The sequence below is a fragment of the Flavobacterium lacus genome, assembly GCF_003268815.1.
Taxonomy (GTDB): Bacteria; Bacteroidota; Bacteroidia; order Flavobacteriales; family Flavobacteriaceae; genus Flavobacterium; species Flavobacterium lacus.
Map to the genome: position 1 here is coordinate 253,647 of NZ_QLSV01000004.1, position 12,301 is coordinate 265,947.

At 34.2% G+C, this 12,301-nt stretch carries 12 protein-coding genes; 4 read left to right on the forward strand and 8 right to left on the reverse strand.

From position 1 onward, the window contains the following. Positions 1–11: 11 nt before the first annotated feature. From gldG to B0I10_RS05745, 4 genes are all read right to left on the reverse strand, one after another. Positions 12–1,676, reverse strand: a complete 1,665-nt coding sequence (gene gldG / locus B0I10_RS05730; RefSeq protein WP_112085535.1) for a gliding motility-associated ABC transporter substrate-binding protein GldG — start codon at positions 1,674–1,676, stop codon at positions 12–14. Next, complete coding sequence (gene gldF / locus B0I10_RS05735) at positions 1,676–2,401, reverse strand: gliding motility-associated ABC transporter permease subunit GldF (RefSeq protein WP_112085536.1); 726 nt, start codon at positions 2,399–2,401, stop codon at positions 1,676–1,678. The genes gldG and gldF overlap by 1 nt, the downstream gene beginning before the upstream one ends. An 80-nt stretch (positions 2,402–2,481) precedes the next feature. Next, on the reverse strand, positions 2,482–2,778 hold the full coding sequence (locus tag B0I10_RS05740; RefSeq protein WP_112085537.1) for a putative quinol monooxygenase: 297 nt from the start codon (positions 2,776–2,778) through the stop codon (positions 2,482–2,484). 10 nt (positions 2,779–2,788) lie between these two features. Beyond that, positions 2,789–3,616: an SAM hydrolase/SAM-dependent halogenase family protein gene (locus tag B0I10_RS05745; protein ID WP_112085538.1), complete on the reverse strand. Its 828-nt coding sequence runs from the start codon at positions 3,614–3,616 to the stop codon at positions 2,789–2,791. A 106-nt stretch (positions 3,617–3,722) separates the two neighbouring features. Between B0I10_RS05745 and B0I10_RS05750 the strand changes: the two genes are divergently transcribed. From B0I10_RS05750 to B0I10_RS05765, 4 genes are all read left to right on the forward strand, one after another. Further along, a complete protein-coding gene (locus B0I10_RS05750) occupies positions 3,723–4,673 on the forward strand; it encodes a PhoH family protein (RefSeq protein WP_112085581.1) in 951 nt (316 codons plus the stop codon). Between the two features lie 178 nt (positions 4,674–4,851). Next, positions 4,852–5,361, forward strand: coding sequence for a hypothetical protein (locus tag B0I10_RS05755; protein ID WP_112085582.1), 510 nt, complete (start codon positions 4,852–4,854; stop codon positions 5,359–5,361). A gap of 128 nt (positions 5,362–5,489) precedes the next feature. Continuing rightward, the gene (locus tag B0I10_RS05760) at positions 5,490–6,434 is read left to right on the forward strand and encodes a phosphoribosylaminoimidazolesuccinocarboxamide synthase (protein WP_112085539.1); all 945 of its coding nucleotides are present in this window, start codon (positions 5,490–5,492) and stop codon (positions 6,432–6,434) included. Between the two features lie 230 nt (positions 6,435–6,664). Continuing rightward, the gene (locus tag B0I10_RS05765; RefSeq protein WP_112085540.1) at positions 6,665–7,054 is read left to right on the forward strand and encodes an ankyrin repeat domain-containing protein; all 390 of its coding nucleotides are present in this window, start codon (positions 6,665–6,667) and stop codon (positions 7,052–7,054) included. A 63-nt stretch (positions 7,055–7,117) separates the two neighbouring features. On the opposite strand, the gene B0I10_RS05770 is transcribed toward B0I10_RS05765, so the two are convergent. The 4 genes from B0I10_RS05770 to B0I10_RS05785 all read right to left on the reverse strand — a co-directional run bounded on the left by B0I10_RS05770 (position 7,118) and on the right by B0I10_RS05785 (position 12,140). Further along, complete coding sequence (locus tag B0I10_RS05770; protein WP_112085541.1) at positions 7,118–8,389, reverse strand: adenylosuccinate synthase; 1,272 nt, start codon at positions 8,387–8,389, stop codon at positions 7,118–7,120. Positions 8,390–8,445: 56 nt separating this feature from the next. Then, positions 8,446–8,916 carry a Fur family transcriptional regulator gene (locus B0I10_RS05775; protein ID WP_112085583.1) on the reverse strand — a complete coding sequence of 157 codons (471 nt, stop codon included), beginning with the start codon at positions 8,914–8,916 and terminating at the stop codon, positions 8,446–8,448. Between the two features lie 96 nt (positions 8,917–9,012). Beyond that, on the reverse strand, positions 9,013–11,238 hold the full coding sequence (locus tag B0I10_RS05780) for a RelA/SpoT family protein (RefSeq protein ID WP_112085542.1): 2,226 nt from the start codon (positions 11,236–11,238) through the stop codon (positions 9,013–9,015). Between the two features lie 119 nt (positions 11,239–11,357). Next, positions 11,358–12,140: a TrmH family RNA methyltransferase gene (locus B0I10_RS05785; protein ID WP_112085584.1), complete on the reverse strand. Its 783-nt coding sequence runs from the start codon at positions 12,138–12,140 to the stop codon at positions 11,358–11,360. Between the last annotated feature and the right edge of the window lie 161 nt (positions 12,141–12,301).

The following is a 12,301-nucleotide window of genomic DNA, read 5'->3' on the forward strand; positions in this document are numbered from 1 at the left end:
TTTATCAACATCTATCGAGCATATTTTCTTTTTCGTAAATAGGCGAATAAAATTGCAAAAAGAAACAAGAATAGTATTGGCAATCCAACAGTTAACAGTTGAATGTAGGTGTAATTTTTTTCAACTTTTTCTTTGTCTAAAAAGGCTAATTTTACTTCTTTGTTTCTAATGTTAATAAGTCCGCTATCATCCAGTAGATAGTTCATGGCATTCAATAAAAATTCTTTATTGCCATAGATTTGCTGCGTCCATTGATCGATACCTCCATTTAATGGTTTTTTGTTAACGTAGTTATAGTTTACAATATCACCATCGGCAATTACAATCATTTTGTTTTCCTTGCCTTCGTCTAAATTGGTTATTACTGAAAAAGGTTTAACTCTGTTTTTAAATCCGGATGTAAATTTTCCTTCTAAAAGAACACCTAAATTTTGGTTTCCTTTATTATACGATTGCTCATCTAATTCTTCCATAAATTCATATAAATTCACTTCAAGAGGAGCACCAACTGCTTTAGATTGAGGAGAACTTTTAAGCAAAACGGTCTTTTTAATATCATTTTTCAATGTGTCAAGTGTATTGACAAATTCAAGCTTTATTAAATTGATGTTTTTATTAATCGTATGATTGTTATCTGATTTAATAATTGGTGAATACAACCAGTCTATTGGAACATCACCTTGAGCTGACTGAGCGGTGATGGGGGTTGAAAGCAAATCTTGGACTAATTGATAATTGATTCTGAATCCGTATTTAAAAAACAAATCGTCTAAATTCAATTCTCTTGGATAGGCCAACGTAGCATTATTTTCATTTTGAAGAGAATCAATGTCAGCCACCACTTTATCAATCAGCCACATTGTTTTTCCACCGTTCATCACAAATTGATCTAGGATGTATTTTTCGTTATCAGAAAAGGCTTCGGTTGGTTTAACAATTAAAGCGGCATCAAAACGATTCAGGTTTTCCAGAATTTTTTGTGGATTATCTTGGAGTGAATCCAGATTAAATTCACCTAATTGATAATATTCTTTTAAATTCAATAAATAATCGGCTTGGTATTTGTCGGCCAATTGTCCATTTCCTTTTAAAACGGCGATTCGTTTCTTTTTTTCGGTGGTGATTTTGGTAATCGCATCAGCAAATGCAAATTCTAATAATTGTACAGAACTATTGATGTTTTCCGAAGGAGAATTCCCAAAATTATTAACCAAAAGCGGAACTCTAACCGATTTTTCATTCTGATTGGCAATTGCCCAAGGAAATATTTGAATCAATTCTTTTTTACCTTTTTTGTTGCTGTTGATGTTAGTAGGCATGAAACCTAACTTCATCAACTCTTCTACGTACTGTTGAGCCTGGCTTTCATCTTCTAACGGATTGGTAAACTGAAAAATCAGATTGGAATTATGACTGCGAAATTCTTCTAAAATTTGTCTGGTTTCGTTTTGAAGACGTTTGAATTCAGGAGGAAAATTACCTTCTAAAAAAACATCAATAAAAACAGGTTCTTCAATGTTTTCGATTAGTTTGATAGTGCTTTCTGATAAGGTATAGCGTTTATCTTGGGTTAAATCAAATCGTTTGAAATAGAAATTCCCAACTATATTTATGACAACAATTACAGCAAAAAGCAGTAAAAACGGAAGTATATTTTTTTTAGTTTGAGCGTTCATTAGTTTTTCAGGGATTTAAGTTGATAAACTGTTGCGGCCAAAAACATAACCGTCACACTCATAAAATAGAGAACATCGCGAGTATCGATTACGCCACGACTAATGCTTTTGTAATGAAAATCCATTCCCAATGAAGCGACAAAATTTGAAAAAGAGGCAGTTAATGTTGAAATTCCTTCAAATCCAAAATAAAATAGAAAACACAAGAAGACAGCAACAATAAATGCAACAATTTGATTTTCGGATAGGGTAGAAGTAAACAATCCAATAGAAGTATAAGATGCAACCAAAAATAGTAATCCAAAATACGAACCAATTGTGCTTCCTAAATCGAAACTTCCGGCAGGAGAGCCATAATTGGAAATTACAAAAACATAGACTAAGGTTGGAATTAACGCAATTATTATCAAAACAAATGCTCCAATAAATTTTCCGTTTACAATTTGCCAACTGGTTAATGGTTTTGTAAGTAATAATTCAATGGTTCCTTGTTTCTTTTCATCTGAAAAACTCCGCATGGTTACTGCTGGAATTAGGAAAATTAAAATCCAAGGAGCTAAGGTGAAAAACGGATTTAAATCGGCGAAACCGCTGTTTAAAATATTGAAATCACCTTCAAAAACCCAAAGGAAAAGTCCGTTAAGGATTAAAAAAATCGCCACCACCAGGTAACCGATAGGTGAACCGAAGAATGATTTTATTTCTCGTAGAAGAATTGCTTTCATTTATTTTTTTTGGTTTAAAAGTTTAAAAGTTTAAAGGTTTAAGAGTTTAAAAGAACAATATTAAACCAATTTGAACTAGCTTAAACTAAAGAAACTAACTTATTCACACTCCACGCTTCCGGTTTATCATTGAATAATTTTTTTGTAAACTGCCAAACATCATAAAATAATTCGGAATTTCGGTAGTTTTCTAAATCGGTTTCGGTTTCCCAATAACTATACGTAAAAAAGATTTCAGGATTTTGTTTGTCTTGGTATAACTCTAACAAACGGTTTCCTGGAGCATTTCGTATTTTTTCTTTCATTAATTCAAAATTTTCCAAAAATTTCGGAATATTTTCTTCGTGAAAACTCATTTTTACGATTCTAACGAACATACTTATTTATTTATCTAAAATTAATGGTAATAGTGTCACGATAACCAATTCCTAATAAACTTGTTGCCGTGCCAACGGTTGCCGCATTGCTTCTAAATATCGCAATTTCCAAATAACCGGCTTCGTTAAAAATAGCTAATTTTTCACCTTCATAATTTTTAATTGGAAATTTATCCGAAATAGCAACAGAAGAATAATTGGGTAAAATTGTTTTTAACGGTCTTGGTTTAATGTCAATTTCATAAGGTCTTCCTCTTCCTAAATCGATAAATTGCTTTTTAGAAATATTAACGACAATATTTCCAAAATGATCAATATAAATTACGTTTCCACGGATAGAATTTCCGTCTTTGGAAACAATGGGTTGCAAATCGGTAATTTGTTTTAACACTGCAATTTCTTTACCAATCACATTCAATGAACCTCCTTTTGCCAAATGACAAGCAACAGTTTTAAACACATCCATATCGGTTGCATCCTGCGATAAACGATCATGAATGTTAATGGCTACAATTTTTTCGGGTACTATATGTTGGGTGAGCATACTGAGAATTCCGTTATCGGCACACACAAAAAAATGGTCATTCCATTTCATGGCAATGTGTTCGTTTTCGGCATTGCGTTCAGCGTCAACACCAATTAAATGAACAGTTCCTTTCGGAAAACTGTTAAAAGCTGCCTGAATAATATAGCTCGCTTCGGAAGCATTAAACGGATCAATGTTATGCGAAATGTCTATAATTTTTGCATCTGGAAATTCAGATATAATTTTACCTTTCAAAGCACCAACAAAATGGTCTTTGATTCCGTAGTCCGTTGTAAGCGTAATTATTGACATTTTTTTGTTTATAACTATTCGTAGAACCTACGAAGTTTTTTGTTTAAATTTGAGTGATGCAAATCTACTAATTAAAAACTATTTTTTAATTTTAAAACTGTTGCTTTTGAACGAAAGAATTATTGAACTACACGACATTGCCCCAAAAGAGTTTTGGGGAGCTCAAGATACCCATCTTGAAACCATCAAAAAGTATTATCCAAAGCTAAAAATTGTAGCCCGAGGAACCACCTTGAAGGCTTACGGCGAGAAGGAAGTGCTGGATGAATTTGAAAATCGTTTTAACCGATTGATGCTTCATTTTACTCGTTACAATAATATTGATGCTAATGTTATTGACCGTGTGATTCAAAGTAACTCACAAGAAGAACAACGAATGCCTGATCATGACAAGATTTTAGTTCATGGCATTGGCGGTAAACTTATTAAAGCTATGACACCTAATCAACAAAAGTTAGTTGATTTGGTTCAAAAAAATGATATGGTCTTTGCCGTTGGACCGGCTGGAACCGGAAAAACATATACGGGAGTAGCTTTGGCGGTAAAAGCCTTAAAAGAAAAACAAGTCAAACGTATTATTTTAACACGTCCTGCCGTTGAAGCAGGAGAAAATTTAGGATTTCTTCCCGGAGATATGAAGGAAAAACTAGATCCATACATGCAACCTTTATATGATGCTTTACGAGACATGTTACCTCCACAAACCTTAGAAGACTATATTTTAAAAGGAATTATTCAAATTGCACCCTTGGCTTTCATGCGTGGAAGAACGTTAGACAACGCTTTTGTTATTTTGGATGAGGCACAAAACACTACCCATTCGCAAATGAAAATGTTTTTAACTAGGATGGGAAAAAATGCCAAGTTTATCATTACTGGTGATCCAGGACAAGTTGATTTACCCCGTAGAACTATTTCAGGTTTAAAAGAAGCGATTCTAATTTTAAAAGACGTAGAAGGGATAGGTATAATTTACTTAGACGACAAAGATATTGTACGTCACCGATTGGTTAAAAAAGTCATTGATGCTTATAAGAGTATCGAGAATTTGGATTAATACTGAAAGATTTACCAACTTAAAATAGAATAAAGGCCTTTCCTAATAAAATTGGAAAGGTTTTTTTGTGTTCGATAAGATTTTTCAAACACTTAAATACAGAAAAATAAGAATTTATTTGCTTTTCGGCATGATAATTGAATTATCATGGTTAATTAATTTAATTAAATTTTTAAAAATGAAAAAAATCTTTTTAGTATTCAGTTTGTTTACAGCAAGTTTTGCTTTTTCACAATCACAAGAAGTGAAAATTACACCTGACAATTCATGGTTTAAAGCGGGATTAAATGTTGGTCTACCAATCGGTGATACAGCAGACGTAGCCTCCTTTACTGTAGGGGCGGATGTCAGAGGGCAGTATTTGGTAAATCCTAGCTTTGGGATTGGTATAGCTTCTGGTTACAATCATTTTTTTGGAAAAGATGGAGCTGAAGATTTTGGTTTAATTCCCTTAGCCGGTTTCGCAAGATATTATGCTCAGCCAGCAGGTATCTTTTTTGGAGCAGATTTCGGCTACGGATTTTTAACCAATGCCAATGACAACAGTGGTGGTTTATATTTAAGTCCACAAATTGGTTACCACAATGAAAAATGGAATTTCTATGGTTACTACCAACACACGTTTGCCGAAAATGACATCGACATTCAAGTGGTAGGTCTAGGAGTTACGTACAATATTATGTTCTAAAATTAGAATAGAATAAATTCAAAAAGGATAGCGTTCGCTATCCTTTTTTTATGTAAATTTTTACAGCTTCTCATGGATAAAAAGTGAGTTATAATTTCTATTTTTGTACTTCACAACAACACACAAAAATGAACACAATTACAACTACTAATTTCAATTTTCCCAATCAAAAATCGGTTTACCGAGGCAAAGTCAGAGAGGTTTATAATATTAATGATGAAATCCTTGTCATGATTGCCACGGACAGACTTTCTGCCTTTGATGTTGTCATGCCAAAAGGAATTCCGTATAAAGGACAAATTCTCAATCAAATTGCCACAAAGTTTATGCAATTAACACAGGATATTGTACCAAATTGGCTTATTGCAACTCCTGATCCAAATGTTGCTATCGGACATTTATGCGATCCTTTTAAAGTTGAAATGGTGATTAGAGGTTATTTGTCCGGTCATGCTGTCAGAGAATATATAGCAGGAAGACGATTACTTTGTGGTGTCGAAATGCCTGAAGGATTAAAAGAAAATGATAAATTCCCCACACCAATCATAACACCTACAACCAAAGCAGATAATGGTTCGCACGACGAAGACATTTCTCGAGAAGCCATTTTAGAAAAAGGAATTGTTTCTGAAGAAGATTATATTACCTTAGAAAAATATACAAGAGCTTTATACCAACGTGGGACTGAAATTGCCGCTTCAAGAGGTTTGATTTTAGTGGATACGAAATATGAATTTGGTAAAACAAAAGACGGGAAAATTGTGTTGATTGATGAAATTCACACACCTGATTCTTCTCGTTATTTTTACGCTGACGGTTATCAAGAAAGACAAGATAACAATGAAGAGCAAAAACAACTTTCTAAGGAATTTGTTCGCCGTTGGTTGATTGAACATGGATTTCAAGGAAAAGAAGGTCAACAAATTCCGGATATGACAGAGTCTTATATTGAAACGGTTTCAGAAAGATACATCGAATTATATGAAAATATCCTAGGAGAAAAATTTGTTAAAGCAGACATTTCAAATATTCATGAACGAATTGAAAAAAACGTATTGAATTACCTCAAATAAGAATAATTTTCTGTCGTTTCGACACAGAAACTTCTTCTTAGTTTAGCCACGAATGACATGAATTTACACGAATTAATTGATGTAAATAATGTAATTCGTGGCTTTTTCACGTTGAATTGTTAAAAATTTGTTATTTAAAAATAGCGATGTAACAATTTGAACGATACTACGTCTATTACTATATCAATCATCAAAAAAATTAATCAATCATTAATCAAAAAACGAACATCATGAAAAAATCAATTGTTTACTTAGGAATTGCCCTTTTGGGTTTTGGTACATTAGCCAATGCAGCTACTGAGTTAAAAACGACTTCAACAGAAGTAAATGTTTATGCAAAATATTACGCCACTCCACTTTGCGTGGCAATCAGCAAAGGTGAAGTTGATGTGGTTAGAAAATTCATCGAGTACGGTGCAGATATTAACGAAACGACCAATGGTTTAACTCCGTTAATGTATGCTGCTCGTTATAATCAAGTTGAAATAATTAAATTACTTCTGGCGAAAGGAGCAAATTTAAAAGCAAAAGATGAAAGAGGTTTTACTGCATTGAATCACGCTGAAAATTCAAAAGCAACAGAAGCGATTGAATTTTTAAAAAATCATTCGAAAAAATAAAAAATTGGTTTAGGTTAGTTATTAATTTAAAAATCCCATCTATTGAGCAGATGGGATTTTTTTTTATTTTAAGATGGTTTGTTTTCTATCCGGTCCTACCGAAACCACTTTGATTGGAACCTCAACTTCTTTTTCTATAAACTCAATATATGTTTTTAGTTCCTGAGGAAGTTCTTCATACGAAGTCATCGTTGTTAAATCGGCTTGCCAACCTTTCATTTCTGTATAAATTGGTTCCACATTTTCCGGTTCAATATTGTATGGAAAATGGCTAATTTCTTTTCCTTTGTATTTGTAAGCAGTACATACATTTAGTTTTTTGAAACCCGAAAGTACATCGCCTTTCATCATATATAAAGCAGTTACGCCATTTACTTGAACGGCATATTTCAAGGCAACTAAGTCTAACCAACCACAACGTCTGGCTCTTCCGGTAACCGAACCAAATTCGTTACCCACTTTAGCCATAGTCTGACCGTCTTCGTCAAACAACTCGGTTGGGAAAGGTCCGCTACCCACTCTTGTTGTATATGCTTTAAAAATTCCAAAAACATCTTTCACTTTGTTTGGAGCAATTCCTAATCCGGTGCAAGCCCCCGCAGCTGTTGTGTTTGATGACGTTACAAAGGGATAAGTTCCAAAATCGATATCTAATAAAGAACCTTGAGCACCTTCACACAGAATTGATTTTCCGGATTTAATGGCTTGGTTCAAATATTCTTCACTATCAATAAAAGTCAATGATTTTAAAACTTCAATCGAAGCAAAAAACTCATCTTCCATTTCTTTTAAATCGTATTGTAAATCAACATCGTAAAAGGCAATCATAGCTTGGTGCTTGTCTGCCAATGAACGGTAGCGTTCTTTGAAATCGGCTAATTCAATATCGCCAATACGAATTCCGTTTCTTCCGGTTTTATCCATATAAGTAGGACCAATTCCTTTTAAAGTAGAACCAATCTTTGCTTTTCCTTTGGAAGCCTCCGAAGCAGCATCCAACAAGCGATGAGTTGGTAAAATTAAATGTGCTTTTCTGGAAATCAATAGTTTGGATTTAACATCCATATTGAATTTTTCCAAACCTTCTAATTCTTTTTGAAAAACTACAGGATCCATTACTACTCCGTTTCCAATAATATTAATGGCATTTTTATGAAAAATTCCGGAAGGAATGGTTCTTAAAACGTGTTTAATTCCATCAAATTCTAATGTATGTCCAGCATTAGGACCACCTTGAAAGCGGGCAATGATATCGTATTTTGAAGTTAAAACATCTACAATCTTCCCTTTTCCTTCGTCTCCCCATTGTAGGCCGAGCAATAAATCTACAGTCATTTTTTAGTTGGTTGTTTTTATGGGAAATTTTTCCCAGATTTAGTTGTGTGTTATGATTATTCTGAGGGAACTACAGGACTTTCTGCAGGAGCCACTTTTTTATTTCCATATAAATAGAGCGAGTGATTGTGAATTTCGATTCCAAAAATTTCTTCAATCGTTTTCTTAATTTGTTGTATTCTCGGATCACAAAATTCAATTACTTCACCTGTATCGGTCATAATAATGTGATCATGTTGTTTATCAAAGTACGATTTTTCGTAATGAGCTTGGTTTTGTCCAAATTGATGTCTTCTCACCAAACCACAATCTAAAAGTAGTTCGATGGTGTTGTATAACGTGGCACGACTAACGCGATAGTTTTTATTTTTCATTTTGATATACAACGATTCGATGTCAAAATGTTCCAAATTATTATATATTTCCTGAAGAATAGCATACCGTTCGGGGGTTTTCCGATGTCCTTTCTCTTCCAGAAACTTGGTAAAAACGTTTTTTACTATATCCTGATTTTTGTTATTTTCCATAGCATTTTCCATAGTTACAAAGATACACTATTTTTATATTTTGACGATTGTCTGATTTATATTTCAATAGAGATTATCAACAAAAAATGTCAATAATTAACCTAGTTTTGCATTATTTACACGGCTAACTTTATCAATGCCATCAATTTTTTTAATGTTCTCGATTAAACGTTTTAAAATAGTATTATTCTGAACAACAACCGTTACTTGTCCGTTAAAAATGCCGGCATCTCCGCTTAACGAAATACTTTGAATATTTACATGCATTTGATTGGAAATCACCTTAGTAAGCTCATTAGTCAATCCTAACGTATCCATTCCGGTAATTTTTAAAACCGCTTTAAAATCTTCTTGGGAAGAGTCAATCCATTTGGCTTGAATGATTCGATAAGCATAATTGGACTGTAAACTAATCGCATTCGGACAATCTTTTTTATGCACTTTAATACCATCATTGATGGTTAAAAATCCAAACACATCATCACCCGGAATCGGATTACAACAGCTTGATAATTTATAATCCAATTTGTCTTGTTCTGCCCCAAAAACAAGCATGTCAAAGTTTTTGCTTAGCTCATATTTTTGGATTTGTTCCGGTGCAACGCTCGGTGAACGCTTCATTTTTTTGAAGAAATTCATCAACGTACTACTTTTTTGAGCGGCAAAATCTTTTAATTGCTGATTGTCGATTGTTCCAACTCCCACGCGGTAAAATAAATCTAAACTTGTTTTGAGTTTAAAATAAATAACGAGTTCATTAACCGTAGTTTCATTTAAGGTAACTTTTAGATGACGAAGTTTTCGAGTTAATATTTCCTTGCCATCTTCTGCAATTTTTTTGGTGTCTTCGTTAAGAACATTTTTAATTTTATTTTTTGCTCTCGAAGTAGTGACATAATCTAACCAATGTGAATTCGGTTTTTGATTTGCCGAAGTAATTACTTCAATCTGATCTCCACTGCTCAGTACGTGATTGAGCGGAACTAATTTTCCGTTTACTCTCGTTCCGCGGGTTCTCACACCAATTTCGGAGTGAATACTAAATGCAAAATCAAGTGAAGTTGCTCCTTTGGGAAGCGATTTTATTTCTCCTTTAGGTGTAAAAACATAAATTTCTTTCGAATACAAATTCAACTTAAAATCCTCCACAAAATCAACCGCGTTGGAAGTTGAATTTTCAAGAGCTTCTTTTAATAAATTAAGCCAAGTATCCAAGGTGTTTTCTTCCGAAATTCCTTGTTTATATTTGTAATGAGCTGCATAACCTTTTTCAGCAATTTCATCCATTCGTTCGCTGCGGACTTGAATTTCTACCCAACGACCTTTTGGACCCATGACGGTAATGTGAAGGGCTTCGTAGCCGGTAGATTTTGGCGAAGAAATCCAATCGCGAAGTCGGCTCGGACTCGGACGGTAATGATCGGTTACGATGGAATAAATTTTCCAAGCAACGAATTTTTCATCGTGTTGATTGGAATTATAAACAATGCGCAAGGCAAATTTGTCATATACTTCGTCGAAGGTAACTCCTTGAGCCAACATTTTTCTTCGAATAGAATAGATTGATTTCGGACGACCTTTAATCGTGTATTCAATGCCTTCTTCGTCTAACGATTTTTTTAAAATATCAGAAATAGAGCGTATGTAGTCTTCTTGTTCTTCCTTACTTTCCTTCATTTTGCCAACAATATCAGCATAAACATCTGGTTCTGTATATTTTAACCCTAAATCTTCTAATTTGGTTTTGATGTTGTATAAACCCAATCGGTGTGCCAGTGGAGCATATATATACAATGTTTCCGAAGCAATTTTGGCTTGTTTATAATCCACCATCGATTCCATGGTCTGCATATTGTGCAAACGATCGGCGAGTTTTATGAGTATTACCCGTACATCATCGTTTAATGTCAGAAGCATTTTACGGAAATTTTCGGCTTGCATCGAAATTTCCTGATCGGTTTTTACTTTGGATATTTTGGTTAATCCATCAACTAATTGAGCAATTTTTGGATTAAACATTTTTTCAATTTCGGCAACGGTAATTGGCGAATCCTCTACGACATCATGCATCAAGGCAGCGGCAATGGCTGTGGCTCCCAAACCAATTTCGGAAGCTACAATTTTTGCTACAGCAATAGGGTGGAAGATGTAGGCTTCTCCCGATTTACGTCGTTGGTCTTTATGAGCATCAACAGCTACGTCAAATGCTTTTCGGATAATTTTTTTGTCTTCTGCAGTTAGTGTTTGATAACTAATGCGGAGCAATTCTTTATATTCCTTAGCAATAGCTTTATTTTCTTGTTCTATATCAATTTCTGTCATGGCATATTCTTCATCTACTAAAAGTAGAAAATTGATTTGAACTGTGCAAGTGGAAAAGTTGATAAATATAAGATAGAAAAAACAAATTCCAAAAAGAAGGCATGTGAGTTGTTAAAAGTTTAAAACCCTCTCTGTCTTTTTGCCTCAAATAACAAAATAGCCGCGGCTACTGACACATTCATCGAATCGATTTCACCTTGCATGGGGATGATGATGTTTTGTGTGCTTTCGGTTCGCCATAACTCAGATAAACCGGTTGCTTCTGTACCAACGACCAAAGCGGTTGGAGTAGTGTAATTTTCTATGTGATAGGAATTCGAGTTTTGAAGCGTGGCCGAATAAATAGCAATGTTATTCTTTTTTAAGTAAGCCATCACTGCTTCGGTCGTTCCAATGGCTATTTGATTAGTAAACAAACAGCCAACACTTGAGCGAACAACATTTGGGTTATATAAATCACTTTTTGGGTTGGCGATAATCACGGCATCGATGTTTGCCGCGTCGGCAGTTCGTAATAAAGCTCCAATATTTCCTGGTTTTTCAATTCCTTCGGCGACTAAAATGAGTGGGTTTTCGGAAAGTTTTAAGTCGGATAGTTGATGCGATTTTGATTTGGTGATGGCTAAAATTCCTTCTGTAGTATCCCGATAAGCTAATTTTTGATAGACTTCTTTTGAAATTTCAATGCAATCTAATACGTTGAATTTTTTCAAGTCTTTTTCTGAAATTAATTCGGGTAAAAATAAAAGGGTTTCTAACTGATAACCACCTTTTACGGCTAATTCAATTTCGCGTTTGCCTTCCATTAAAAATGTGCCGGTTTGCTTGCGGGTTTTGGCTTTTTCCTGCAATTGAACCAGTGATTTGATGAATGGATTTTGTGCGGAAGTGATTGTTTTCAAGGTGATGAATTTTGGTTGGCTAAGATAGGAATTTTTATGTTTCGCGTGGCGAGTTTCGGGTTTCGGGTTGTTCTGTAAATTTTGTACTTTCTGTGAGAAATTTTTTTTTACGGTTTTTGTTTCCAAGTAGGCGATTTGTTTACTTTTTAGCCCCGATTCCA